Origin of the sequence: Acaryochloris marina MBIC11017, from assembly GCF_000018105.1 — a bacterium.
GTDB lineage: Bacteria > Cyanobacteriota > Cyanobacteriia > Thermosynechococcales > Thermosynechococcaceae > Acaryochloris > Acaryochloris marina.
The window spans coordinates 329544-355087 of sequence record NC_009926.1; the positions used below are offsets into that span (position 1 = coordinate 329544).

Genomic DNA, 25544 nt, shown 5'->3' on the forward strand with positions numbered 1-25544 from the left:
CTCCTAACAACACAACTTGAGACGGACAGCAGGGCGCAAATCCGTGATTTTGACCGTGGTGAAGTTCTTGCTCCACTTCCCGGATTTGTCCTTGGCAATCATCAGAACGTGCTGTCTGGAGACTGTGGAGAACACCTTGAGACGGGTGCCGTTTTGTCTCCTGAGCGTTCCGAGGAAGTACACCAGATGATGCTGAGGCGAGTACACTAACTTGCTCATGGAATTTTCCTCCAATATTCAATTAATTAATTTGGGGTGTGGCTACCCTTCAATTTCGAGATAGGTAACGGCAAGCGAACCCTCAATATCTGCAGTGCATTTTCTAAAGCAGATGCAATCACCGTCTGGTTCTAGAAAATATTCCATCCAGTACTCATGGCGAACCTGATGCGATTCAGCGGGACAGTCTGGATTGACGGCCTGAGCAAACGAAACTGGATCTAAAGTGCCAATGGTTCAAGGCATGGCATGATTTATCTCCTGTTTGAGTGATGCGATTTTTTGAGAGCTTCGATAGTTGTTCCAAAGTGAGTCTTGGGCTGACATCGGCCTAGACAACCACGTCTTACGCCCTTGATGAGAGAGCGGCAGTGCGAGGAGTAAGAGTTACAACTTTTACTCGTTGCTCGAAGCGTTCCTTTCCTTCCAGTCGCCGCAACCTTCTGCTCAACTCTGGTGTGGGGTATATTCCTCGTGATTGCCCACAGTCCCGGCAAATCCACCAAGTATGGCTTCCACCAGTACGATGCAGAGGAATGATTTGGTAGGCAATTGCCACTTTATACTCGTGACAATCGCAGCATTGTTTAACGGACGGCTGATAGAGCCGCCGCACGTTACGAGTAAACATGGTACGTTGCTCCTAGGATGTTTATTGGTTATTAGCTGAGGCGGTTCATGCTCAGAAAGAATCGCCTCTTTATTCGTCTAATTGCTTGGAAACACAAGATTTATAAACACCAGTCAAATTATTTTGTGGTCGTGGTAAATTCTGAGGCGACTGTGAATACAAATCACTCTTAAGGGCGACACCACACCAACTCCTAGTCGCCCTTTCTCATACCAAAATCTGTTTTGATTGGCTCAGGATAGCTCCAACTGCTGGGGTTCCGGGTGTTTCCATACAAGGTAGGACTTAATAACATCGCCGTGGCAGGCCAGGGGAGCGCACCAACAGAGCAACTTCACTTCTAGCATGGCCTCTAGTTTGGCTAGCTCTACCATCACTTGAGGACGACTGGGACGCTTCCACATACCTGAGACCTGGACGTTGTACTTGTCAGCCAGATCTGGGACCACATCAATGGGATTGGCCCCCAGGTTGGCAACTTCATGGAGGTATTCACGGAATGCAGCGATGACTGCCATGCGCTCGGATTCTTGGAACATGTGAAAGGGATTGCCAAGGACGCTGGCACGGTCGCAACGGTAGCCCTCAACATTGCGATTATGGCGAAGATTAACGACGGTGATGTTCATGATATATTTGCCATTGAACGAGATAAGCTTTACGGCTTTAGGCAGGGCGTTTTTGAACACGAGAACTGCCCTTTACTAATTCAATTAGGTCGATCTAGCACGGCTTCAAACGCAAATTTTAAGACTGTGCTAGATTTCATGAAGATTCTGTTTTAGGGCGACCCTAGTCAACTCCAGGCCGCCCTTTCTCGTCAGCAAAATTGTTCAGAAGAGTCACTTTTGGGGGTTCTTTCTCATCACCCCTAGAAAGGAATATTGTCATCAACAAATGAACCACCACCAGCTTTTGACGCTACTGGTGGCTTCACCTGTCTCTGGGGCTGAGGCGGGGTATGGGTCGGGGCTGGTGCAACAGTGTTGCTCGATGCCTGCTCCCCTTGCTTGGAACCCAGCAGTTCAACCCGTTGGCAGCGAACCACCACCTTTGAGCGATTGCCGCCTGAGTTCCTGTCAACCTAGCGCTCTTGCAACAGGGAACCACTGACCCCAATTTGCGACCCTTTCTGGCAGTACTGCCCAATCACCTCAGCGGTCTTTTCCCAAGCCTCTATCTCGAAAAAGTCAGTCTCGTCTTTGGTGCGGTTGATGGCAAGGTGGAATTTGGCAATGACTTTGCCAAACTCGAAATAGCGCATCTGTGGATCTGCAGTGAGTCTTCCAATAAGATTTACGGTATTCATATATAGACTCCTAATTTTTCAATATTTTTAAGTGCTGTGTGCCAATTAGGGACTGAGTTTAATGCCCTCTCACATCACACTTTTTCTTTCAAAGCAGAACGCTGGATAAGTTCAAATTTCCAACTCCAGCAAGACGTGATGAGTTTTTTCAGATTGTTGTCATCACTTATCTCGATTGGGGCATCCTCACTAATGGAGTCATGAGAACAGAGAGCTTCTCCAACTCCACCACGTAAATAGACCTCGACAGCTTCGGTAACGAGAAGCTGTCTTTTTTTGTCTCAAACTCCCCTCAAACCAGGCCATCCAGGATTTCGTCAACTGGCAATCACTGACATCATCCGGTAGCTCTGCCCAGAACAACTCGAACGCTTGCTGAGCCTGCCAGTAATAAGCAAATACCCCTCGCGCACCGACCAGTTGCACAACAGCAAATTGCGGAGGAATAGAGCTTGGTAGGGATGAAGGCGACCGGGGTAAACCGGAAAACCCTCATCCTCACAGAAGCCCTTGATATCCTCCCGGCAATATTCCGTCAGGTTCTTCAGTGCTTACCAGTCGATGGTCGGATTCATCAGCCACTCTGCAGTTGAGCCACATTGGTCATCGCTTTTCTGGCGACCTCTCGCCAGTTGGTCTGCTCGTCCCATGCCTGGAAAACCTTCTGGCCCATCAGCCACACGGAGCAGAACAGCACTTTCTCCTCATCAGCGGGAATCGCCTCAATGGTGATGGGATAATGGAGATGGTCTGGTGTTAGACTTGCGATCGCACTCAGGAATCCTTTCGTGAACGTGGACTCTGAACCCGCCTCCAGGGTACAGGGACGATGAGCCATCATCTTGAATCTGAGCTTGCTCTTGGGTTTCCCTTTGTATTCACCTTTGATGAACTCGATGCTTTGGAGATAGCCCGTAAGCGCTGGATAGGGGAGTTCTACGGGTTGGGAATCCTGATTAAGGGTATACCAAGTATTGGTATTGGCCCGATTACAGAATATCGCTAAGCCACTGGGACTTTCACCAAATCCGAGGGGTCGGACATGGGCTTGCTGTTGGAGTGGGGCTTGGGATCTATCTTGAGTTTTTATCATAGGTGGCCTCGTGGTGAAGGGACAAGGTAATTTCTTTAGGCTGGGTTGGCAGGCTCATAGACACCGCCAGCAACTCAGATACACCCCGAATCAGGGCAACTTTACCAGCCTGGGATAGATTTGGGAGGAGACTTGAGATCTGCTCAAGAATGGGTAAATCTTCGGGGTTAGTGCTGTAGCTGGTGACGTTGGTCTGTGGGGCACTCACTTTTAGGGTGAGGGGTGGGATTGAAACGGTCATAGGATTTTCTCTAGATATGTGGAACCCCCAGCGAATCGGCCAGGGGAATTTATAGGTGTGAAATAGATTAATAGGTGTAATACGAGGGGGAGAGTTTGAGGTAGCTTGTATTGTGGATGCGATCGTACTCACGAAGCAGCAGGTGATCGCATCCGCTAAGACCAAGATTGCTATACTTTGCTCCAATAGACCAGCCGCACCCCTATCGCAGCAGCATACTCCCTGATGACTGCCCCAAGGCTTTCCTGGGTCTGAGCTTGCTGGAAATCAATCAACTGGAAGGAGCGGCCATTCCAGACTTCGACTTTAGCGATGTGGATTTTCATGGGATTACCTCCAGTGATTCAGAAGGAAGCCCCCCAGTGGTGAACCAGGGGCTGATTGGTGTGGGGAGAAGCAGAAAAGAGAAGAGAAGAAAGAGAAAGGTTTTGGGAGGGGAGGGGAGGGGGTGCTGTTAATTGGGTTGCAAGGCTTGGAGCAAGAGAAAAATTCTTTCAATTCATTGATTAATTGCAGATAATTTTGGGCACCCTCAGAAAAGCATCCTGGCAGGGGGGAGCCAGAATGCTGTCTGGGAAAAATTTTGTAGAGTTGGGAGCTTCTAGGAAGAATTAGCTGCCAGTCAAGGAACGGGTAATCACCACAGCAGTTGCGCCAATGATGCCAGCCCAAGCTGTGCTGATCAGGGCTAAGGTCAAACCCCAGAGCCGACCATCCCATTTCTTGACCTGCTCATTGGTTTTGATAGTCTGCTCTTTGAGAGAATTCAGGTCGTTTTTGACTGTACTCAAATCCTCACCAAAGCCAGTCAGTAAATTTTCAATGCGGTCAAGGCGATCAGGTTCAGATGCTGTCATTGCAAGCTCCTTGGTTACTGTCATTGTATCAATCGGAGAAGAAAAGCACCCCAGCCCGGAAGCCAGGATGTAGGGGAATGTGAGCCTATTGCTCGTCGTATAGCTGTTGCAGTTGATCGACCTGGGAAGGACTCAGGTCTAGCCTCGAAAGCACTCTGAACTCAGCTTCAGGATATTCCCAACCCTCGTCAATCATGCCGTTGAGCATCTGTAACGCTCTGTCCATCAAGCTATCCATGATTAGTACTCACTGGAATGCATGATGGTCAAAACCCTAGTAGTGACCTTTGGATCACTTGAGTCTTCCGAGCCATATTTCAAGTTTTTGTCGTAATAGTCTATCTTCCAGAGATACTGCTCATCCTGAAACTCAATTCGCCCGTAATCATGCTCTTTCCACGGGTCATTATCTTCATTGAAGTCATCGAACGTGCGGACCAGTCGAAAGAGTTCCTGTTGTTCCTGTGACGAAAGACCTTGAACAAGCTGAGTGGTGAAGACCTGGCCTAGGGTGTGGTCACCTTGGCGAAAGCGATCATTGAGTTGGGCAATAGTGGGGGCTTGGGTTGCTTCTGTAGTGGTCATAAGATTGTGTCCTCTGAACTTACCTGAGACGGGGCAGGGGCAACAGGTGCCCCTGTAGTGGATGGACTAGAATTCATCCTCAGCCAGTAACTGCTGAGTCGTGAATATAGGCTGGACAAAAATCAGGCGACCTGAAGGATAGTTTTCTACTACCCACCGTTCGCATTGTTGGCGACTGGTCACATGGGCCTGACTGGGAAGCTCGATGGTTAGGTCGATTTCTTCGCCGCCGCCTCTCACGCCAGGGTAGAAATCAATGGTGATATCGAACTTCCGAGTCTTGGGATAGAGAGCAGCATATCGTTGCTCTGGAGTCAGAAGTGCTACAGTCATGTCGTGAACCTCGTAGAGGGTTTGCATGGAGAGCCGCTGGAGTTCTGCCAGGAAAAGCAGCGGCTCTTTTAATGAAAGTTTTGTCTCTATCCTTTGATTGCTTCTTCTAGCTTCTTTACCCAGTCTGGAAGACCTTGTGCTCTGCCTAGAAGATCATGTCTCTGGACTATTTCGGTGGAAGCCTTTCGGGGCGCTTTCCTTTCCTTTGGTATGTCTATATATTACCGTAAAGATCTTTACGGTGTCAAGAATTTTACATAAAGATATTTATAGATATAATGTTGGTATAAATCCTTTATGGGAAAATTTCTTGTGTCCAACATCAAAGCGTTACGTGAAGATCGGGGCCTCTCCCAATCTCAACTCGCAAGAAAAATGCAAATGACGGAAACCACTATCCGAAATTGGGAACACGGTCGTACTGGCGTGGAATGGTTTGAACGGGTTGCACGGCTTTGTGAAATTCTTAACTGCACACCCAATGATCTGTTTGGATATGAAGAGGTAAGTAAAGATGACCCTGAAACGTAACCAAAATCCCTCTATTCTTTGTAATCCTTATTATTCTTTTGAGATTAAATCATGACCTCTGAAGAGCTTCAGCAACTCATCGAATCTAACGCCAAAGCAATTGAGGCACTTGCCACTCAGCAAACAGAACGGCAACGCCATACTGATCGACAAATCGCTGAATTAACAAGAACTGTCAGTACTTTTGTTAGAGAGACCTCTGATGTTGTCTCAAATTTAATGAATGATCGGGCAACGATGTATGAACTCATCTCACAAAATAGCGAAGCTCAAGCCTCGATCAATGAATCACTGTCCCAAATTGCGGAAGCTATTTCTAGGATTGCTGATAAAGACAACTAACCTTGCGGCATTCTCTAACTTGGGGTAGAAGCATACTTTGGCTTGAGATGGTCAAAGACCGACCAAAGGTCATCACACTTCGGACATCACTTCAATCCTTTCTCACCTTAGACAGCCCCAGCCCAAGCCGACAGGCAAGGGCTGAAGGACAGAACTACCGAGCGATCGCAATCTCTCTCCAAGTGGATTGGGGCAGGCTCAACACTTGAGACCCCATTGCTTCTAGCTCCGTAGCTCGGTCATAGCTCTCGACATCTTGGGAAGTCCGGGTGACCGCATTCATCATGCCGTATGCGGTCAGGTCGCCACCCTGGATCAGATGGGTGAGAATTCCAGAGCGTTCTTCCTGATTGACGTTGAGCTTATCACCCAACACCTCTACAGCCGTGACCGGATTGCCCTCAATCTTGCGTTCGGTGGCATCGCGCATCTGCTCTACAATCTGGGTGAACTTGGCGATATCAGCAGCACCACACACCATGTCTCGAACTTTGAGCAAAAGCGCTCTATCATCAGCTTCACGGGTTTCGTCGCTGAACAATTCTACGGCTGCATCACTTTCACCGACTTGACGACCCACATGATATTTCTTGAAACTGTGGTCTTGAGAAATAAGACCGTTGAGACACACGAGCCTGTATACCAGCGGCTCAATTCGAATGGAGCCAAGCCCAATCTCAGAGTTGGAGATGACCACCCCAGCTTGGACAGCATCCCCTTTCCTCACATCGAGCTGAACTCGCTCATTTACTGCCTTGATGTACAGTCGTGAATCAGTCAGGCCCACACTCATGATTTTTAAGCCTTGACCAAATTCAGCCAAGACGGGTAATACCGTTTCAGCAATCTCAAAGTTGTCCACTCTGCGATAGCGGTCGGACAAAAAGGCACGAGCTGAGCCGTCAAGAGTGCGAATCATGCGCCGCTCTGGATTGGTATTGAACCAGTGGTTGACGTTTTCTGCCAGAAGTTGGGGGGCTGACGATTGCATCCGTCGATAGTATTTCAGGGGAATGCTGAGGCGTTGGGAAATCTGGCCGTGGGTATGTTCAGTAGTTGTGAATGTTTCTTCAACTGCTTCAGATTCGACTGTGATCGAGCCATCAGGGTTCATTTCAAGGGTGCGTGTGTCAGCAACAAAATCGCGCTTGGCCTCAGCCTGATCTTGGACAGCTTGGGCCATTTCAACGAGCGTAAGTCCTTGTTTCATTGTTAGAATCTCCTTGGTTTGTCTTAAGCCAGCGGAAGAGAGTCGATTGCAACCCGTTTCTCTTCCGCTTTGACTTGTAATTGTTTTTGAACTTTTAATTCATCCACCGAGGGCATCAGACCGTAATCCAGCGTTACCCCGGTTTCGTGTCTGCGGTATTCAGCAGGGTGACCTAGCACTTCGTAGAACTCACTTATTTGGTTGAGGTGGAAGCCTTTCATTGGGCGCTTTCCTTTCCGTTCACTTATACTAATATATTAGCGCTAAATTATTAGTATGTCAAGCAATTACCGCTATTTAATTAGTGCTATCCTGGCAGTGTAAACTTGGCTTTATGAAAACCATGAAGACTCTTCGTCAAGACGCTGGATTAAGTCAGAGTGAGCTGGCCCGTGCTCTCGATATTGCCGAATCTACAGTCAGGAATTGGGACCAAGGAAGGAGTATTCCAACTCTCTCTGCCTTGGAGTATCCCCATCTGCTCAAATTATTAAATTGCTCTCCTGAAGAACTTGCTAATGCTGCTGCTCAATCCAAAATTTTATTTGAGCAAAAACAAGCTGCTAAAGGTAAAAAAGGCTCTGGTAGCTCATGACGCCTGAGAAATAATCATATTTCGCTTCAACCACGCCCCAAACAATAGCCACACCCACCCCACCCCTCGGACTTGTCCTAGAAAACTCTGGGGTCCGCCTCCGACGCTTCAGCAGTGCCGCAGATCTTCCGGTGGAGGTTCGGGGGAAGATATCATCTTTACGAATTCATAAATGCTGGCATCGACAACTAAAGGCTTACGATTGCTGAACAGTTTTTTCATACAAAAACAAATTTCGTCCCTCATGTTGGGTTTCTCCAAACAGTTGATAGCCACACTTTTCGTAAACATGTCTGGCTCGCTCATTTGACTCGAAGACGTCTAACCACACCCGACTCCTCCCAAGTTCACTGCTACAGATGTTATCTACGCTTCTGACGACTATAGTCCCGAGGCCCTGCTCAGGCTTGGAGACTATAATTCTGCGAAATTCAACGCTCTGGCCGTCTGGATCCAAAACCAAGATAAAAAAGCCGATCAGCTCTTCATTCCACCAAATTGACTTGTAGATGACATCTGGTTTCGCAAATTCTACCTGATGCTTTTGCAGAGAGTACGGTATGACAAACATCCGCATTTCACCTTGCTCCAGTTCACAGATACATTCAAGTTCCTCACGTTTTGTAATACGAAGGACAGGCATCTGATGAGACGACATAATAGTTTCCCGTGACCTATCGGCGCTAAATTACTTTATGACAGTCTCGGTTGCCTACTGAGTGAAGCCTTCAGATGTCTTCAACATATCCTCAAATTTGACTGGTAGTTTTATATAGAGTTACATCTTCTGGGGGAAAGTAACTCTGGTAAAACACACCACATCTACTACCCCTTGAGACGAATGCTCCTCCAAGGGGTTTTGTGGTTGATCAATTGGTTGGGGCACTAGGGTTTAATACCATCTGAATACCTCTGCTTATCAAGGTGAAGCAACACACCCGAAATGAACCACTCAAAGCAATTTCTAGCTTAAATTTGGACGAGCGAACTGGGGGATATCCAAGATGACTAGCACTCGGAAACTGATCAAAGCAATCCCCCTGAAGGATAAGCCAGCGGGAATATCCCGGTGTGGGATGTCCAAGGCAACGTTTGCCCAACACTGTTTTACTAGCCAGTGGTATGAGCTTTCAGAACAGGGGCAGATCATTGGGTCAGCCCTTGATCTAAATTTCTACAAGCAGGACGCTCTTCACAGACCAAATACAAGGTCTACAACCATGACCAAAGAACTCTCAAGGATTTTGTAACTCATTTCTAACCCGAGAAGTATTTGCTTTCTCTGATGGACTTTGAAATTTGCTCCTGCGGGATGATGGCCGTTGACGTGCCAGGGCAATACTTGGGGAAACCCTCTGGATGGCAAGCACCCCAAGCCTCAGCCATAGCTCTAACTGCAACTTCTTGAGGAAGCTTTTGAAGATCTTGATAATGGTGAAATTTTAGGCTGATCGCAAGTTGCTTTCTTCGGCGATATATCTCATCTAGCTCACCCGTATCACTTAAATTTGTTGGTTTCTCCATTTCGCTCCCCGCTTTCACAACGCCCCAATCCAAGTATGGACAAACGATCTAAACAATGACTCACCAATAGATTTCGTCCTACACTCAAAAGCAGTGATTTTGCTTATCAAACTAAGGGAATAAAAGACATTGAGGTTTAATGATGCCGAAGAGAACTAAAAAAAATAAGCCTTTAACAGGTCAAGCTCTATTAGCCAAAGTGAGTACCCTAAGTGATTTGACTCGGGAAGAAAAAGCCAAAGCGTGTGGCTACTTCACATTCGCTAAAGATAGCACTGAACGCATCAATGTAATGGCCTTCCTCAATGCAGTCTTGGACGCTGAAGGGATGGATCTTGGTGCTAAAGGTAAAAGTAACGGAAAACTAGGAGGCCGCAAACTCACCTTTCGAACCAGCGTACAATCCAATGGCAATCTATTGGTCGGGAGTGCCTACACCAAGAAAATGGAACTACAACCGGGAGATGAGTTTGAAATCGCGTTGGGCCGTAAGCATATTCATTTAAAACTCATGGCTGAAGAGGATTAATCGTTGATACAAAAGACTCCCCTGTATTGTCTTGTACAAGGGAGTCGTAAAAGTTTTTGTAAGCTCACTACACGGCAAAAACAGAGGGGGTTATTTCCAACCTGTGATATTCAGACCCATTGATATTGCCCAGGTTCCCCCAATAAACCCAACAGCAATTCTTGCTATACAATGCCCACAAGCACATTGAGGGGAAGACGATGAACAAAGGTGAATTAGTCGATGTCATCGCTGAGAATACTGGAGCCACGAAGAAGCAGGCCGACACTATCCTCACAGCACTAACAGAAACCATCATGGAGACCGTTAGCTCTGGCGAGAAGGTCATTTTGGTCGGCTTTGGTAGCTTTGAAGCTAGGGACCGTAAAGCCAGAGACGGGCGCAATCCTAGGACAGGGAAAAAGCTCACAATCCCGGCAACTAAATCACCCATATTCAGTGCAGGCAAGACTTTCAAGGAGCAGGTGAAAGACTGATAGACTAAGAATATCGCTAAAGATTTAACCTCATTCCAACGACCTAGCTGGCGGATGCTCTGGTGATTCTGCCAGCTTCTTTATGCACATCTTTACCTTAAGAAACATCAATTATCCTTCCCATGCCAGGCAATTCAGGGTAATTCTCTACCAGTAATGTTTGCAAGGTTAAGTGATGGCTACAAGCTATGACAGTCTTCATTTTTTCTTCAAAGAAATCGCTCGATATCCCCTGCTGTCCCATGAAGAAGAAATTCAACTAGCACGACAAGCACAAGCGGGAAGCCTTCGAGCTAAACAACGAATGATTGAGTGTAACCTGCGCTTCGTCGTCTCAATTGCTAAAAAGTATCAAAATCGTGGATTACCCTTGCTAGACCTAATCCAAGAAGGCAGCATTGGATTGAGTACCGCTGTAGACAAATTTGACCTCGCTCAAGGGTGTCGCTTCAGCACCTATGCCTATTGGTGGATTCGACAAGGGATTACGGCGGCGGTGAGAGCAAAGTCCCGTCCTATCTATCTCCCCCATTATCATTGGGATACCGTCGGCAAGATCAAAAAACATTTTCGAGTGCTCACTCAACAACTCGGTAGAGAACCATCACTGTCTGAGTTATCAGAAGCCACCAATATTAAACCGAAAACCATTAGCCGTACTCTGCAATTATTCCAACAGATATCATCCCTTGATCAACTCGTCGGCCCTCAGCAAAAAGATACTCTCCTCGATATGCTAGCTGGAGAGGACCAACCCACTCATTATTTAGAATCGCTCCAACTTGATGATGAGCTTTCTCAGGTAATGGCATCTTTGGATGAACGAGAGCGGTTTGTCCTTAGTCAGAGGTATGGGCTTGAGGATGATCATCCCAAGTCGATGAAAGAAATCGGCCAACAGATTGGTTTAAGCCATGAAGGGATTCGACTGATTCTCAAGAAAATCATGCAGAAGCTGGAAAGATATGCTCAGTCTGCTTAGGGTCTCAGTTTTTTGATGTTGATCAAAGCAAATGTATTCCGTTAATGGAATAACATGCTTTCCGAAATGAGAGAGCTGCATTGGGGTCAGCAATGTGAGCAGCTAGAGCCTCAATCAGTTCTTGATGACTCATTTCAGGTGATTGATTCAATGTCTGCTTAGTCATAAGATCAGCCATTGGACCAATATGAATAGCCAGTTCTTTTTTGCACTGACTGATAAACTCATCATCATCATTATCGATTCCCAACGCTTGTTGAGTGGCTATTTCAGGTGGTGGAGTCTGCACATTCTTCTGAGATGACTTTTGAGTAGCAGAAGCCACCTTAAGAGGCCCAAGCGAAGTTGATGATATTTCTTCTGGTTGCGAAGAATGTAAAGATTGAGCCCGAACTGATGCTGCAGTCTGATTACATCGCCAAGTCATCAAGTAAGAAGGGAACTCAACTAATATATACTTCACTCCCTTAGAACAAGCATCTTCACAAAACTCTATGGCTGTTTGACGCCACGATTTATGAAAAGAAGGACCAGGCACAAAACTTTCCCCCTGGATCTCCAGGGAAGACGACCGATCATGCAAGCATCCTTGTGCTTCTAATTCTTCTGATATAAAAATGGACGCCACGTTTTCCCTAAATCATTTGTATCTCTCTACGGAAAGCTAGGTCTTGAGTTCATCTGAACTGACTGTAAATGAACTCGCCTTGATGATCTACTACTCTCAGGTTGCCCCAAAGTCTAATTTCAGACATCAAAGTAGATATAAAGACAATTTTTGCGCTATTGCTACATCTCAACTGGCAGACATTTACTATATGCTGCCAGTTTTTTCTATTTTCTCTTACTGGTAGCCATATCAGCTTTTTACTCGTCCGCCACTCGAAGGTTTGACCTAACTCATCAAGGTCGAGCAAGCCGTGTTGCCAAAGAATGATGTGGATCCGACCTTGTGAGGGATCTGGATAACGCAAGGCCAAATCTATTGCGGCACCAGAAATGGCTAATTCATCTTGTATCACTGGATTTCCGTAAACTTTCGGATACAGAAAACATAAGAGCTTATTTACTATGGGGAAATAAATAGATAAATATATATGGTAATTAATAACTATGTCACAGTTAGAGACAGACAATCTTCCTATAAATGAAACTGATATCTTGCCGGAAATTGACGAGCTAGATGATGTAGACCTTGATGATCTACTGAAAGATTTACAACAAGATTGAGGCTTGGAAATATTAATCGACAAGATTAACCATACATGGATCCAAATAACCTAGCCGTCTGGAAAAACTTGGAGACTCGTCTGGGGACTCCTTTCAGAAAAAATATGGTGGATCTTGTGTTGGAAATGGCCCGAGATCGCACCACCGATCCACATAAGATAGCGACTTGGATGGTGACGACCTCTACCTATATCTGCTCTGCTATTTTCGGGACTAACGATCCCATGCCTTTGCTCTTTCTATACGTCCGGGCACTAGATATCCAATACCCAGACACCATGCAGGAGATTTATGAAATATTTTCCGATGAAGGTCTAGTGAAATATGCTCCCTCATCTCTTAAGCGTGGCGACTTCACGAGTATCCTCTGGGCTGCTGGTTCAACCTTTGCCAACGGCGAATTGAAACTGATAGATGACGAGATTCATATCAACCCAAAAGGTTTACAGCGATTGAGATCGATTTGGCAAGCACCCACTAGAAAGTTCAATAACCCTTCAGGCAACGCTGAGTATCCAAGCCAATAGTAAGGGCGGTGACTAGAGGCGAACAGCATAGACCTCTAAGATCAAATTAACCACCTCTCCGCAAGCGGAAGAGGTATCGAAGATCTTTCACTTCCAAACCGTCGATTTGGACTGTAAGCCAAGTAATTCGCTGCAAGCAGCGGGGATGTATCCTTTCTAGATTCAACCCTACCCAGTCTCAACTAAACGCGAAGTTCAATCATGCCAACAGCCGCTACCTAGCTTGTAAAGAGTATGGGCAAATATACGTTCATCTCGTTCCTCAAGAATGTTCTCGACCTTAGCTCGATATCGTTGCCACAAACCATCCAGGTCTCTGGCTGGTCTATCGATCAATACCGTTGGTGTTGTCTGACTTTCTTTGATGTGTGTTGCTACAAATTCTCCTCGCTGTTCACACGTAGGATATTTAACCAGCAACTGTTCGACCGTGGGCAATCTAACATGCACAACATCGATGTAAAGAAATCCTGCAATCACTATTACAAGCGGAGCAATAACAATCAAGAAAGCCCCAATTGCATAATCGCTGAGTTTCTTCATATTCATGCCTCCTCAATTACTGGATATCGGCAACCTGATGCTTGACATAGCTTGATTTTGAGTCTCTCTTAGTTTCTGAACATCAACCCATTCAGCTTCATCAAGATTGCTGATGACATCACTGACCCTTGCCGAGAGAACTTCTTGACCTACTCTCACTGTATCCAAGACGGCACCCCTTGGCTTATCCTCTATCCTCAAGGTAAATTATCCCTGGACTCAAACAGGGGGGTATGACAATGGGCGCATCAGGAGTTGGCAGTTTCGATAACGATAATGCAATGGACTGGGTGGCAGAGCTAGAAGGCTACGCTGATGATAGTCCGATTGTTGATGCACTGAATACCGTCATCGATCAAGCTGACGACTCTCCAGGAACACTGGATTGCTCCATCGCCATTGCAGCGGCAGAGGTGGTTGCTGCACAGTTAGGTCATCCTCATGAAGACTGCCCAGAAGAAATTGAGGTATGGGTGGAAGGTCATCCAGCCCCCTCAGCAACGAGGGTTGCCCAGGCTCGACAGGCAATTGAGGTAATTCTGGCTGAGTCAGAACTCAAGGGGCTTTGGGAGAACTCAGGTGGCTTGGAGGAATGGCAGGGAGCGATGGAGGATCTGCTGTCTAGACTGCCATATTGAGTGATGGTTTAAGAAAACTATTCGGCTAATTTGGGTATCCAAGGATAAAGCAAGTGAAAGCCTTAAGCTCAAATGGATCCGAATACTTTAATCGCCTGGAAAAACTTAGAGACTCGTCTGGATGTTCCCTTTAGGAATAATATGATGGCTCTCCTTTTAGAGATGGCACGAGAACGGACAGCCGATCCCCAAAAGATTGCCACCTGGATGTTGACCACATCTGCTTGTATCTGCAATGCCGTGTTTGGCATCGATGATCCGATGCCTCTGCTCTCTCTCTACATTCGAGTGTTATGTGATCACTATCCTCGCACCATAGAACAAATTGCGCAGATATATTCTTACGGTAGCTTGAAGCGATATGTCCCTGTTATTGCAGATCGCGATGATTTCATTGGTATCCTCAGTGCGGCTGGTTCAACCTTTGCGAATGGTGAACTGATACTGATGGATGGTGAAATCGATGTCAGCCAAAAAGGATTGGAGCGATTTCAATTGATCTGGAAAGCACCCGCCGTGAAGCTTGCGAATCCTGGACCTTCAGTTTTATGGTGATGTCTTAGTGATGAAAATAACAGCTCCTCAAAATAGTCATTCTGGGGAGCTGTTCAAGTGAGGAGGTTCTCAAGTAACGCTCAGAGAAGTTCGTTGTTGCTGTTAGAGTGCCCGTACCCGCTGTGTATTTCTAGCTCAATTACAATCCTTAAAGAAACCCTGAACTGTAATATCTGCAACGATTCAGGCCATTTATATGAACAAAGGCGAATGAGTCGATGTCATCGCTGGGAATATTGGAGTCACCAAGAAGCAGACCGATACCATCCTCTCAGCAATTACAGAAACCATTATTGAGACAATCAGATCCAGTGAGAAGGTCACTCTTGCAACTTCTTCGACACTCTCATATTCAGCGCACTAAACAACTCGGACTGCAGCACCTGACAACAGCCCTAACCAAGATACAAACGCTTGTCCAACCCGGCTGGCCGCTAGTTCACAGCCAGATATCAATATTTCAGCGCTATCTGATAAATACTCTCGCCATTGGCGAATCTCATCAGCATACTCCCAAAGATTTTTATCACTTAAATGGGTTGTGCCCAATTCAAGCTGACCAGGTTCACCCTTGCAAATCAGATGGAGACAAGACAGTCCCTGATATTGACTTAAGAGTGTTTTAATTTGGATAATCCCATCCGTTTCAATATCGAGAATATGAACCTCCTTGCCTAATAGAGAACTAGCCCACAAAGATTGGTAATTGTCGATGGTGGCATCAACCACAACAAGATAGGGGATACTTTGGGAAGTGTTAGCCTGAGGGACCTGCTCGGTGCTTAAACTGAAGGTCATGGGGAAATACCTGCTCTACTATTAGCGTCGTCTTCTCAGTTACAGGAGTCACACAAATTCAAGATTAATCACACTCTAATTCAACATACTGAGCGTAGACTGGGAAATTGCCTAACTTTTGCCTTAGTCTTAATTTAAATACTGCAACAAAAACCCCCTGAAGCTATCAGGGGGTGTACACACAAAAAAGTTAATGAGAATTAGGTTAATAAATCTTGTAAGGGTGAGGCTGATCAGGAAAGATGGTCGATTCTTTAACCTAACTCTTTCAGTGTGATTCATAGTGGTCTGAGAACATGTTTGCAGAGGTGAGTATTATGTATAACTTCTCACTAAAGTTATTAAGAAGTTTTATCAACAAATAGATTACCAAATACCTCTATTCATAACCGGAGAGGAAAGAAAATTAAAGGCTGGTAGACTCAGTAGCAGAGTAAACGATTGTGCTTCGTTCTCGTAACGCGAGTATGACAACTGACAGGCACCACCACACACTGTCAGTTTTTTCTTGTAAACGATACACCCTCAGAATGGCCCAAGAGAGAAAACCCCCTCAAAGTACGGGGGACTCCAGGGGGTATACCGTTAAGAGTTTCACCTTATAAACAAGGGGGACTCTGAGAAAAGCCCTTTCGGAAGATACCAATCAAATGTGTGGAAATGTTGGGGGGACGGAAATATTACTTTGTTCTTCCTTAAAGGTGTCCTTCCACTGTTTCCTTGTTATTAGAATCGGGAACTCTGTCTACACAATAACCGTGTGCTGATTGATGAGTCATCTCTACCCTCGCCTCACTCAACCTCAACAAAACTGAACCAGGAGGTTCAACATATGAGCTATGAAGTTTTTCAGCCTGCTGACCTGATGGACGGAATCAGTGCCAACCAATTACGCAGTGAGATTAACGATGCCCTAGCTAATGGTGTGAAAACGATTCTGATAGATCTTAGAGATGTCACCTTTATGAATAGTTCCGCCATTGGTTCCTTAGTGGCTACGCTTAAATCAGTGCGAGGAGAAGATGGCACCCTCTCGTTATGCTCACTGAATGATCAGGTTCGTATTATTTTTGAATTAACCAAAATGGACCATATTTTCGATATTTATGCAGATCGCCAAGAATTTATGCATAAAAATGGTATTTCCTCCAGCTAACCTCATCCAGGCTCTCATGAATCAAAGCTTTGTTCTCGGAAAAGATTTCAGCCGCATTGCAGAGGGTGAACTGATCATCTCTCCCCAGGTCGAGGTATTTATCCACTCCATCATCTAGTGGAAAAACAAACCTCAAAGGGTCACTCTAAAGCTATTTACAGGTTCACCTTAACGGGAACCTGTATACCGATGGCCTGTACTGCGTTCCAGAAATTTAGTAGGCCGGAAGGGAACCCGTAAATAGCAAGAGTGCCAGTCCTCTGACATACCCCCCAAGCATATTAACCAATGCGTAGTTTTAGGGCATTTTTGTCAGCTTAAGAAGCTCATGTGATTGCCATGAGAGGACTGAAAGGTTCCGAAACCTCATCACCAGCAGCAAGAAACCCCTCAAAGCTCTTCAGGAGATTCAAGGGGCGACCCTGTATTCATGGACATCAACAAGGTCTTAAGGAATGCTTCCCAGAATCTATCAATCAAATTTGAGGAAATCTTGGGGAACGTACGGCTCATCCTTAGCAGCAGAATCCCTCTAAAGACTCGCACTCTAGAGGGATTCTAGTCTCAGCCTCTCTCCTAGAACCGTCAGGCTCCTGGGATATTGGCTGATCTTTTATTTTTAATCTATCAATCAACTTTGGGGAAATTTGGGGGAAGGGAAGACACTAGCCTTAATGCTTGCCATAATCCAGACATGAAACCCACCCAAGCCTTCTACAACGGAACTCCCATCGCCCCACCCTCAATCCATCTGACGACAGAACAGAAGATGGATCTGCTGGACTGGCATCCGATTTTCACGGGACGGTGCCCGAACTGTGAGAGGCCGATCAGGGAAACAACGCCACCGAGGAGTCACTGGGACTGTGCGGAGTGTGGATGGAGGGAGGATTTGGCGTGATTAGTTTTCATGCTTCAACTCCTTCTTTAATCTCCCGACCCTGACAGTAAAGGGGACCGCTGATCTCCAAATCTGGGATGTCCTCGGTGCTCAGCAAAGATATTCGCTATTCATCCCGTTTAGATCATTCACTTTAGAGTTCTGCCTCTCTCATGAGCTAAAACGTTTAAAGTCTGGACACTCGCTGAGGGTTGCAATTCTGTACGCACGGTCAAACTTTTTCAAGTTTCTCCGGCAAAGTCGGGGGGTTACCAATCATTAATTAGATTTGCGTATTTACCCGTTGCGTATTTACCCGTAAAGATATGATGACCCCATTGAGGTGTTTAATTTACGACCCAAACCCTTCTAATGTCTGACTGTCAAACGTTACTTGATTTTGCCGATCAGTTGATTGAATCCAATACAGGCGCAGCGCTGAGTCAGATACAACGTTTAGTGCTGATGGAGGCATTAACCCTCCGGGCAAAAGCCAAGACCTATGACCAGGTGGCATCTGAGACAGGTTACTCCAGTGGCTACATTAAAGCAATAGCCGCTGAACTGTGGAAATTGCTGTCAAAAGTCAGTGGCAAAAAGGTCACCAAAGGTAATGTCCAAACGATGTTGCAACAGCAGCTAAAGCATGAGCCATCACTACTGCAGGATGGGCGCTTGGTGGTTGAGACAGGGATGATCCCAAACCGACAGCCAATTATCCCTAAAGCAACGGACGTGACGGCGGTGGTGACGGCGGCTAAAGCGACTGAAATTAAGGAGACTAACGGTAACAAGACTGACGTTAATCAAGCCGAAGTTAAGGAGAAGGCGACGGTTATACCATCCGTTATTCTGGTGGTGGATGACCAGCCTAATATCATGAACCTACTCACCAGCATTATGGAACAGGATGAGTATGAGGTCTGGCAGGCCAGCAGTGGGGCGGAGGGGTTGCAAATGGCCGCGAAGGTGCTGCCGGATTTGATTTTGCTGGATGTCAACATGCCTGATATGGATGGTTATACCGTCTGCCAGCAGCTCAAGGCAGACCCACAGACTACCGCCATTCCCATTATTTTTGTCAGCGCCCTGGATGAAAGCTGGGATAAGGTGAAAGGGTTTTCCGTCGGTGGCAGTGACTACATTACCAAACCCTTTAACACCCTAGAGGTGATTGTTCGCATTGAGGATCAACTGAAAATTCGCCAGATCCAAGACCAAATGCTGAAGGCGGATCAAGCGCCAACTGATTCTCCTCAATCGAAGCCATCTTCCGCCAAAGCCGTCATTCTAATGGTGGATGATGAACCCAAGAACTTAGCCCTGCTGACGGATGTATTAGAGCAGGAAGGGTATGAAATCTGGCAGGCGGATAGTGGTGCGGAGGCGTTAAGGGTGGCCGGCATGGTGCTACCGGATCTGATTCTGCTGGATATCAATATGCCCGATATGCAAGGCTACGATGTGTGTCAACAACTGAAAGCAAACGCTAAAACCAAACTAATTCCGGTGATTTTTGTCAGCGCCCTGGATGAAACCTGGGATAAGGTGAAGGCATTTTCTGTGGGAGGCAGTGATTACATTAATAAGCCGATTCAGATCGTTGAATTAATGGCTCGGATGAAGCATCAACTGCAAATTTGGCACTAAAAATTTAACGAGATGACGATGCAACGCCACTCAGCCAGGGATCTCAAACTGACAAAACCGATGGCAAATTTAGCATGAAGGAATCATCAGATGAACCCCAAAACACCTTCGCTTTCCCTCCGTTGGGTTCTCATCATTCCATTCGTTGTGCAAATTTTTGCTGCCGTGGGAGTGGTCGGTTATTTTTCATACCGTAGCGGGCAGCGAGCGGTAGAAGATGTGGTGAATCAGCTCCAAAATGAGATTAGCGATCGCATTACCGAACGCCTCGATACATATTTACGCACGCCGAGCCTTGTGGCTGACAATTTGTCACTAGCCATCCAAACTCGAGAACTGGATATCAACCAAATCAATCGAGATTGGGAGCTTTATCTTTGGCGACATATTAATCTATACGACAACGTTAAAGGCGTTTATGTTGCCACCGAAGATTTGCAATACAGGCACATCATTTCTCAGGAAGAAGGGCTGGTGATGGAGCTCTTCTCTTTAGAGGATCAGTTCCTCCGTTATTATTTAGTCGATCCCAAGGGCAGTGTTACCGATGAACTCATAGAAGTTCTGGAAAAAGAGTTCAAGCCACGCTCTCGTCCTTGGTACACGGCCCCCAAGCAGGCTGGTAAAGCGACATGGACCCCGATTTTTATTTGGGTTCAAGGGGATACGATGAGCGTCGATTTTGCAACCCCGGTTTATGGTCCATCGCAACAATTCGAAGGGGTGGTGGGAACCAGCTTTTCATTGTCGAATATCAGTGATTATCTTGCCACACTTAAAATTGCTGAATCTGGTGAGGCATTTATCCTCGAACGCTCTGGCGCAGTCGTCGCCACCTCCACTGGAGAAAAACCCCATGGGATCGATCTCGACAGTCAAACAGTTGCGCGATTAAATGCCATAGATAGTCAAAATACTCTGATGCGCCAAACGACTCAATATCTCTTCGATCGCTTTGGCAGCTTAGAGATTATCAACTCCCTCACTCAAGATCGCTATAAAATTGAGGGTCGCCAATATTTCTTAAAGGTTGAATCTTATCGTGACAATTTAGGTTTAGATTGGCTGATTGCCATTGTCATCCCTGAATCGGATTTTATGGCCCAAATCTACGCCAACATTCGCACGACCCTGGCCCTTTGCCTGGGGGCATTGGGCATTGCTACCTTTTTGGGCATCCTTACCTCTCGTTGGATTTTGCAGCCGATTTTACGCTTACAAACCGCCTCCAACAGCTTGGCGGCTGGGCAACTGGACCAAGCCATTGAGGTTAAAGGCATCCATGAACTCTCTAGTCTCGGCAGCGCTTTCAACAGCATGGCGAGACAATTGCAAGAATCGTTTCAAGCCTTAGAAGACAACAATGCAAAGTTGGATCAACGGGTGCAACAACGAACCGCCGAGCTGAAAGTCGCAAAAGAAAAAGCCGAAGTGGCGAACCAGGCCAAAAGTCTGTTTATTGCCAATATGAGCCACGAACTGCGCACCCCCCTCAATGGCATTTTGGGCTATGCCCAGGTGTTGGAGCGATCGCCCACTATCTCCGATAAAGCGCAGCAGCAAGTCCACATCATCCATAAGTGTGGCACCCATTTGTTGGGCATGATTAACGACATTTTGGACCTGTCTAAGATTGAAGCGGGCAAACTCGACCTGATGCCCAAACCCGTCCATCTGACCTCCTGCTTACAGGGGGTTGCCGAAGCCTGCCGGGTGCGGGCCGCCCAAAAGGGACTGGAGTTTGTCTATGCCGTTGACCCAGGGTTGCCCGAGGGGGTGGAACTGGATGAACAACGGCTGCGACAGGTGCTGTTCAACCTGTTGAGCAATGCCATTAAATTCACCCAGCAGGGCACCGTGACCTTGCAGGTGTCGGTCGCTGAGGTAACCCGATCCGATTATCGGCGACTGCGTTTTGGGGTAACCGATACCGGCGTGGGCATTGCCCCAGCCCATCTGGATCAGCTATTTAATGCCTTTGTGCAAGTGGGCGATCGCCAAAAGCAAGCTGAAGGCACCGGGCTCGGCCTCGCTATCAGCCGCCGACTTGTGCAATTGATGGGCTCACAGATTGAAGTGCAAAGCGCAGTGGGACAAGGCAGCCAATTTAGCTTTGAACTCGAAGTGCCATTGGCTACCGAATGGGAGCTATCTCCCAGTACCCTACAGAACCACGCTATTATTGGCTATGCCGGTGAACGGCGGCGTGTGTTGGTGGTGGATGACCGCTGGGACAACCGCAGTGTTTTGGTCAGTCTCTTGCAGCCCATTGGCTTTGAAATCGTGGAAGCGGAGGAGGGGCAGAAGGCCCTGGCTGTGCTCCAACAGCAGCCCTTTCATCTCATGATTACTGATTTGGCTATGCCCGTGATGGATGGGTTTGAGTTGCTCCGGCAGGTACAACAGTTGCCCATACGCCCCCCCAAAATGATTGTGTCTTCGGCCTATGTTTCTAAGCAGGAACAGGAACTGGCGATGGCCGCAGGGGCAGATGCGCTGCTGCCAAAGCCCGTTGATGCGGCCAAGCTGTTTGAGCTTTTGGCGCGTGAGCTAGGGTTGGAGTGGCAATATGTGGGGAATGAGGCCCCTCAGGACATTACCTCTGCACCCGCAGCGGCAATTACCCTGCCGTCCCGAGAGCGGTTGCGATCAATGTATGACGCGGCGGATGCGGGGGACTTTCGCATGGTTCGCCGACAGTTGGAGCAGCTGATGGCGACGAACCCAGAGTATGAGGGGTTTGTAAGGCCGCTGCTAGCGTTGGCGAAGAAGCTGAAGACGGATGAGATTAAGGGGATGCTGGCGCAGTATGTCGATGATGAAGCGTCGGGATAAGGGATCTGCGGTACAAGTTGACAAAATCTTACTTTTTCTAACTCCATCACTGAAGTAATGGAGTTAGAAAAAGTAAGGTGGGTCGGCTGTGTAACGCCTCGTAAACAAAACCCGTTAATTTCGCTTCAACTAATTAGGTTTTAAATCCATTTTTGATGGGGAAACCAACTGGATAATGCTGATTTGTGATTTGAATCACGTCTAGAAAAAGACTAGATCACAAGAAGAAAGAAAGTCTTTCGAACCTGGCTTTTTGCATCACTAAATCTAACTTTTTCGGTATTTCGCCTTATTGAAAAGTTGACGATAGTGGGTTCAACAGCACGGGACATTAAATCCCACAGCCAATCTCAACAAATCTGAGGTGCCGATCTAAATACTGGTTGGTATCAAGAGCAAGAAGCTCAACTTACCCACAAAAAGGAGCAAGGACAATGACTATTGAAGCAAGATATGACATCGACCCCGACCTAACTGGAATCTCTCGTATTACTGATGATTCTCCCATTCAGTTCCTATCGAATCGCCTCGATCATTGGAAGGGATTGAAACATTATCGATTTGACTTAACCGTTCGCAATTCTTACCAGTTTGCTACTGCACCTAATCATGATGGCAAGCACGGTGGTTCGCTAGAACTCACCAGATTTAATAAGAAGTGGACTAATCAGAAACAGGACTACTATCAGTATAAAACCCTCTTTGGTACTGATTCAAGAGACGTTATTTACGAAACCCAAGACTATAGATACTTAGGGGGTTGGGGTGAATACCTTGACGAAACATTGAAACCTGTTTCACAAAACATATACGGTGGTGGCGGTAATGACACCATTATTGCTCATGATTTGCAAGGTTATAGCGACAGCGTAAAGAGTTATTTAAACGGTGATCCAAGTAGTATTAATCAATTTCATGGTGAAGCTGGAAATGACATTTTGAAAGGTAACGCGTTCCAGAACCTCCTGTATGGAGGGACTGGCAACGATACGCTAGATGGTGGCGGAGGCGATGATTTTCTCTCAGGCAATGAAGATAATGACAAACTATGGGGTGGAGATGGAGAAGATCAACTCTTTGGCGGAATAGGAAATGACATTCTGGTTGGTGGAGACGGATACGATGAAATAGACGCTGGTGATGGTGATGACACGATTTTTCTGGATGTTCCAATTGAGGGTAACAATAAGGGTGACTATGTAATTGGTGGAACAGGTGCTGACACCTTCGTCATTGGTGGCACGACAATGACTACTACTACTACCACCACCACCACCCCCTATGACTGGAAGGGGACAGGTTTAGGTGCCACTACTGATGTAATGGGTGCTGTCATTGATGGTACTGGTTTAGGTGTCGCCTCGAAAGTTACCAAAGGTGTTGTTGGTGCTGTTATTGATATTTTTAAGGGTGCTGAAAGCAAAAATGTTGAAACAACCACAGTGGAATCAGTACCTGGCAACATAGCAACAGGAAATTATATCCAAATCACTGATTTTAATCCTAGAGAAGATGTCATTGTTATTCCTATAAGTGCTGAACTGTCTAATGTTGGGCGTACTATCACAGATGATAATTTGCGTACGCTAGAACTCTACTACAAAGACAGCGGGCGAGTTTTTGCCGAAATCAAGCTTGAAGAACTCTATAAACTTTACAACAACGACGAAGTTGCTCTGAATATCAACAATCGTGATGAGTTGGAGAGCGTTTGGGAATCTGTTCTAGACAGCTCACTCTATCTTGGTACATATGATGCCAATGACTCTAGTCCCACCATTAAGTTAGGTACAACAACAGAAAACTTTAAAAATGCTGATGGCAGTCTTACCGAAATCAAAACCACTGTATCTGAGCTAGATGCTAACTACATGGTTATTGGCGCTTATGCAGGAGCTAATATTCTTACTTCAGGTAAGGACGATGATCTCTGGGGAACTGACTATAATGACGTTCTCGTAGCCTATCCCACAGCTTCCAATAAAGAACCTCAGCATAATGAGATCAATAAGCTATACGGTTTCAACGGGGATGACATTTTAGCTGGTGGTGCTGGTGCCGATTATTACTTTGGTGGTGACGGTACTGATATTGTGTCTTATGCTGACGATAGATTTGACGATAACGATTCTAATGGCATCACAGTTAATCTTGCAGACTCGCTTGAAGGAAATAAAGAAGACTATGCCTACTTAGACCCTGAAAGTGAAAAAGCAATTTTTTCTTGGGCTTGGGATGTTTATGCAGATCCTCTGGACCCAGATCAGGCTGACAAGCTATTCAGTATTGAGGGCATTATTGGTTCCAAATGGGATGACAGTATTAAAGGAGATAAGTGGAACAACATATTCAATGGTGGTGACGGAAATGACACCCTAGAGGGTGGCGCCGGAAATGATACTCTCATTGGTGGTGAGGGTGAGGATACCCTAGAGGGTGGCGGCGGAAATGATACCCTCATTGGTGGTGCTGGTAGCGATACTCTAATCGGCGATGTTGTTGCTGGTAACGATACTCTAATCGTCGATGCTGGTGCAGATACTTTTGTGTTAGATACCACTGAAGGTGGCATCGACACGATCAGAGGCTTTAGCCTTGCAGAAAATGATGTGCTCTTGATTGACAATAAGAGCCTAGGTACTAGTCATGCGAAAGCCCGGAACTTGAATGGAATGCTCTCCGCTACGGGCCTTAAGCTTCAGTTAGGCAACGTAGGAATTGCGACTATCGAAAACGTCGATAGCTCTAACGTTCATCGAGTGCTGGGTCGTGTCGAATTCACCACTAGCTCACACATCAACACACCACTTGGCCTCGGCGATGATTTGCTGGCAACAGGTGACGGCAATGATAGGCTCACGGGAGGATCGGGTGACGACCTTCTCAGTGGTGGTGCTGGAAATGACACTCTGCTAGGCGGCACGCACAAAGACCTTTTACTGGGTGGTCGTGGGGATGATTTACTCAACGGGGGCAAGGGCATTGACCGTCTCTATGGCGGCAGTGGTGCCGACACCTTCGTCATCAACAACACGGTATCAGGCCTCAATAAGAGAGCAGGCATCGATGTTATCCAAGACTTCAGTGTGGATGAATTCGATCACATTCAGATTGATGCTTCTGTCTTCGGTATTGGGATTAACGATCACCATTTAGTTCAGCTTGGCAATGACAGTTTCTTACGAGTGAACAACAGAAAAATTGCACAGCTTACCGGTGTGGATGTGAATACTTTCGTCACCGACGAACATGTTGACTTGGTCTAATCCCAAGGG

Annotated in this window: 34 protein-coding genes and 1 pseudogene; 14 read left to right on the forward strand and 21 right to left on the reverse strand. The window is 46.5% G+C overall.

Going from position 1 to position 25544, the window contains the following annotated elements:
• Positions 1 to 3: 3 nt before the first annotated feature.
• The 13 genes from AM1_RS42505 to AM1_RS30225 all read right to left on the reverse strand — a co-directional run bounded on the left by AM1_RS42505 (position 4) and on the right by AM1_RS30225 (position 5268).
• Positions 4 to 219 (reverse strand): hypothetical protein, encoded by a 216-nt coding sequence (locus AM1_RS42505; RefSeq protein ID WP_187152969.1) that lies wholly within the window; start codon positions 217 to 219, stop codon positions 4 to 6.
• A gap of 346 nt (positions 220 to 565) precedes the next feature.
• The gene (locus AM1_RS41460; protein ID WP_148216003.1) at positions 566 to 850 is read right to left on the reverse strand and encodes a hypothetical protein; all 285 of its coding nucleotides are present in this window, start codon (positions 848 to 850) and stop codon (positions 566 to 568) included.
• Positions 851 to 1083: 233 nt separating this feature from the next.
• The gene (locus AM1_RS30195) at positions 1084 to 1539 is read right to left on the reverse strand and encodes a DUF4326 domain-containing protein (protein ID WP_238549321.1); all 456 of its coding nucleotides are present in this window, start codon (positions 1537 to 1539) and stop codon (positions 1084 to 1086) included.
• 182 nt (positions 1540 to 1721) lie between these two features.
• Entirely contained in the window at positions 1722 to 1898 is a 177-nt protein-coding gene (locus AM1_RS43455; RefSeq protein ID WP_238549322.1) for a hypothetical protein, read from the reverse strand.
• Between the two features lie 36 nt (positions 1899 to 1934).
• Positions 1935 to 2159, reverse strand: a complete 225-nt coding sequence (locus tag AM1_RS43460) for a single-stranded DNA-binding protein (protein ID WP_012166827.1) — start codon at positions 2157 to 2159, stop codon at positions 1935 to 1937.
• Between the two features lie 198 nt (positions 2160 to 2357).
• Positions 2358 to 2585: a hypothetical protein gene (locus AM1_RS43465; protein WP_012166828.1), complete on the reverse strand. Its 228-nt coding sequence runs from the start codon at positions 2583 to 2585 to the stop codon at positions 2358 to 2360.
• 148 nt (positions 2586 to 2733) lie between these two features.
• Positions 2734 to 3252, reverse strand: coding sequence for a hypothetical protein (locus AM1_RS30205; RefSeq protein WP_012166829.1), 519 nt, complete (start codon positions 3250 to 3252; stop codon positions 2734 to 2736).
• The gene (locus tag AM1_RS41465) at positions 3233 to 3493 is read right to left on the reverse strand and encodes a hypothetical protein (protein WP_041661154.1); all 261 of its coding nucleotides are present in this window, start codon (positions 3491 to 3493) and stop codon (positions 3233 to 3235) included. Before AM1_RS41465 ends, AM1_RS30205 begins: the two co-directional genes overlap by 20 nt.
• 170 nt (positions 3494 to 3663) lie before the next feature.
• Positions 3664 to 3819, reverse strand: coding sequence for a hypothetical protein (locus AM1_RS42510; RefSeq protein ID WP_187152970.1), 156 nt, complete (start codon positions 3817 to 3819; stop codon positions 3664 to 3666).
• Positions 3820 to 4104: 285 nt separating this feature from the next.
• Entirely contained in the window at positions 4105 to 4350 is a 246-nt protein-coding gene (locus AM1_RS30215; protein WP_012166832.1) for a hypothetical protein, read from the reverse strand.
• A gap of 85 nt (positions 4351 to 4435) precedes the next feature.
• A complete protein-coding gene (locus AM1_RS42515) occupies positions 4436 to 4588 on the reverse strand; it encodes a hypothetical protein (protein ID WP_012166833.1) in 153 nt (50 codons plus the stop codon).
• A 2-nt stretch (positions 4589 to 4590) separates the two neighbouring features.
• Complete coding sequence (locus tag AM1_RS30220; protein WP_012166834.1) at positions 4591 to 4935, reverse strand: DUF3768 domain-containing protein; 345 nt, start codon at positions 4933 to 4935, stop codon at positions 4591 to 4593.
• Between the two features lie 66 nt (positions 4936 to 5001).
• Complete coding sequence (locus tag AM1_RS30225; RefSeq protein WP_012166835.1) at positions 5002 to 5268, reverse strand: hypothetical protein; 267 nt, start codon at positions 5266 to 5268, stop codon at positions 5002 to 5004.
• 297 nt (positions 5269 to 5565) lie between these two features.
• Here AM1_RS30225 and AM1_RS30230 point away from each other — a divergent pair, with 297 nt between their 5' ends.
• Positions 5566 to 5799, forward strand: a complete 234-nt coding sequence (locus AM1_RS30230) for a helix-turn-helix transcriptional regulator (RefSeq protein ID WP_041661156.1) — start codon at positions 5566 to 5568, stop codon at positions 5797 to 5799.
• A 51-nt stretch (positions 5800 to 5850) separates the two neighbouring features.
• The gene (locus AM1_RS30235) at positions 5851 to 6141 is read left to right on the forward strand and encodes a hypothetical protein (RefSeq protein WP_012166837.1); all 291 of its coding nucleotides are present in this window, start codon (positions 5851 to 5853) and stop codon (positions 6139 to 6141) included.
• A gap of 154 nt (positions 6142 to 6295) precedes the next feature.
• On the opposite strand, the gene AM1_RS30240 is transcribed toward AM1_RS30235, so the two are convergent.
• Entirely contained in the window at positions 6296 to 7351 is a 1056-nt protein-coding gene (locus AM1_RS30240; protein WP_012166838.1) for a DUF932 domain-containing protein, read from the reverse strand.
• 23 nt (positions 7352 to 7374) lie between these two features.
• Positions 7375 to 7572, reverse strand: a complete 198-nt coding sequence (locus AM1_RS30245) for a hypothetical protein (protein WP_012166839.1) — start codon at positions 7570 to 7572, stop codon at positions 7375 to 7377.
• A 122-nt stretch (positions 7573 to 7694) separates the two neighbouring features.
• On the opposite strand from AM1_RS30245, the gene AM1_RS30250 reads away from it, so the two are divergent.
• Positions 7695 to 7946, forward strand: coding sequence for a helix-turn-helix domain-containing protein (locus tag AM1_RS30250; RefSeq protein WP_012166840.1), 252 nt, complete (start codon positions 7695 to 7697; stop codon positions 7944 to 7946).
• A 196-nt stretch (positions 7947 to 8142) separates the two neighbouring features.
• On the opposite strand, the gene AM1_RS30255 is transcribed toward AM1_RS30250, so the two are convergent.
• Positions 8143 to 8604, reverse strand: a complete 462-nt coding sequence (locus AM1_RS30255) for a GNAT family N-acetyltransferase (protein ID WP_012166841.1) — start codon at positions 8602 to 8604, stop codon at positions 8143 to 8145.
• Between the two features lie 599 nt (positions 8605 to 9203).
• On the reverse strand, positions 9204 to 9470 hold the full coding sequence (locus AM1_RS30265; protein WP_012166843.1) for a hypothetical protein: 267 nt from the start codon (positions 9468 to 9470) through the stop codon (positions 9204 to 9206).
• A gap of 142 nt (positions 9471 to 9612) precedes the next feature.
• On the opposite strand from AM1_RS30265, the gene AM1_RS30270 reads away from it, so the two are divergent.
• The 3 genes from AM1_RS30270 to AM1_RS30280 all read left to right on the forward strand — a co-directional run bounded on the left by AM1_RS30270 (position 9613) and on the right by AM1_RS30280 (position 11457).
• Positions 9613 to 9999: an AbrB family transcriptional regulator gene (locus tag AM1_RS30270; RefSeq protein WP_041661158.1), complete on the forward strand. Its 387-nt coding sequence runs from the start codon at positions 9613 to 9615 to the stop codon at positions 9997 to 9999.
• Positions 10000 to 10199: 200 nt separating this feature from the next.
• Positions 10200 to 10475: an HU family DNA-binding protein gene (locus tag AM1_RS30275; protein WP_012166845.1), complete on the forward strand. Its 276-nt coding sequence runs from the start codon at positions 10200 to 10202 to the stop codon at positions 10473 to 10475.
• Positions 10476 to 10650: 175 nt separating this feature from the next.
• Positions 10651 to 11457 carry a sigma-70 family RNA polymerase sigma factor gene (locus tag AM1_RS30280; protein WP_012166846.1) on the forward strand — a complete coding sequence of 269 codons (807 nt, stop codon included), beginning with the start codon at positions 10651 to 10653 and terminating at the stop codon, positions 11455 to 11457.
• A gap of 22 nt (positions 11458 to 11479) precedes the next feature.
• Here the strand turns inward: AM1_RS30280 and AM1_RS30285 are convergent, their stop codons facing one another.
• Together AM1_RS30285 and AM1_RS38270 are read right to left on the reverse strand one after the other, a co-directional pair.
• Positions 11480 to 12085 (reverse strand): hypothetical protein, encoded by a 606-nt coding sequence (locus tag AM1_RS30285; RefSeq protein WP_049783867.1) that lies wholly within the window; start codon positions 12083 to 12085, stop codon positions 11480 to 11482.
• Positions 12086 to 12134: 49 nt separating this feature from the next.
• The gene (locus tag AM1_RS38270) at positions 12135 to 12479 is read right to left on the reverse strand and encodes a DUF2949 domain-containing protein (RefSeq protein ID WP_012166848.1); all 345 of its coding nucleotides are present in this window, start codon (positions 12477 to 12479) and stop codon (positions 12135 to 12137) included.
• Between the two features lie 243 nt (positions 12480 to 12722).
• On the opposite strand from AM1_RS38270, the gene AM1_RS30295 reads away from it, so the two are divergent.
• Positions 12723 to 13214 (forward strand): hypothetical protein, encoded by a 492-nt coding sequence (locus tag AM1_RS30295; protein WP_012166850.1) that lies wholly within the window; start codon positions 12723 to 12725, stop codon positions 13212 to 13214.
• A gap of 195 nt (positions 13215 to 13409) precedes the next feature.
• Here the strand turns inward: AM1_RS30295 and AM1_RS30300 are convergent, their stop codons facing one another.
• Complete coding sequence (locus tag AM1_RS30300; protein ID WP_012166851.1) at positions 13410 to 13757, reverse strand: hypothetical protein; 348 nt, start codon at positions 13755 to 13757, stop codon at positions 13410 to 13412.
• 239 nt (positions 13758 to 13996) lie between these two features.
• Between AM1_RS30300 and AM1_RS30305 the strand changes: the two genes are divergently transcribed.
• From AM1_RS30305 to AM1_RS44535, 3 genes and pseudogenes are all read left to right on the forward strand, one after another.
• On the forward strand, positions 13997 to 14395 hold the full coding sequence (locus AM1_RS30305; protein ID WP_012166853.1) for a DUF4259 domain-containing protein: 399 nt from the start codon (positions 13997 to 13999) through the stop codon (positions 14393 to 14395).
• A gap of 72 nt (positions 14396 to 14467) precedes the next feature.
• Positions 14468 to 14950: a hypothetical protein gene (locus tag AM1_RS30310; protein ID WP_012166854.1), complete on the forward strand. Its 483-nt coding sequence runs from the start codon at positions 14468 to 14470 to the stop codon at positions 14948 to 14950.
• A gap of 223 nt (positions 14951 to 15173) precedes the next feature.
• Positions 15174 to 15278 (forward strand): annotated as a pseudogene (locus AM1_RS44535) (HU family DNA-binding protein); the annotation flags it as partial.
• Between the two features lie 32 nt (positions 15279 to 15310).
• Here AM1_RS44535 and AM1_RS30315 read toward each other — a convergent pair.
• The gene (locus AM1_RS30315; protein WP_012166855.1) at positions 15311 to 15748 is read right to left on the reverse strand and encodes a DUF4347 domain-containing protein; all 438 of its coding nucleotides are present in this window, start codon (positions 15746 to 15748) and stop codon (positions 15311 to 15313) included.
• Positions 15749 to 16580: 832 nt separating this feature from the next.
• Here AM1_RS30315 and AM1_RS30320 point away from each other — a divergent pair.
• The 4 genes from AM1_RS30320 (at position 16581) to AM1_RS30340 (ending at position 25535) form a co-directional block, all read left to right on the forward strand.
• Positions 16581 to 16904 (forward strand): STAS domain-containing protein, encoded by a 324-nt coding sequence (locus AM1_RS30320; RefSeq protein WP_012166856.1) that lies wholly within the window; start codon positions 16581 to 16583, stop codon positions 16902 to 16904.
• A gap of 1252 nt (positions 16905 to 18156) precedes the next feature.
• Positions 18157 to 19434 (forward strand): response regulator, encoded by a 1278-nt coding sequence (locus tag AM1_RS43475; RefSeq protein WP_012166860.1) that lies wholly within the window; start codon positions 18157 to 18159, stop codon positions 19432 to 19434.
• A gap of 90 nt (positions 19435 to 19524) precedes the next feature.
• Positions 19525 to 22269, forward strand: a complete 2745-nt coding sequence (locus tag AM1_RS30335; RefSeq protein ID WP_012166861.1) for a hybrid sensor histidine kinase/response regulator — start codon at positions 19525 to 19527, stop codon at positions 22267 to 22269.
• A gap of 434 nt (positions 22270 to 22703) precedes the next feature.
• On the forward strand, positions 22704 to 25535 hold the full coding sequence (locus AM1_RS30340; RefSeq protein WP_012166862.1) for a calcium-binding protein: 2832 nt from the start codon (positions 22704 to 22706) through the stop codon (positions 25533 to 25535).
• Positions 25536 to 25544 lie beyond the last annotated feature (9 nt).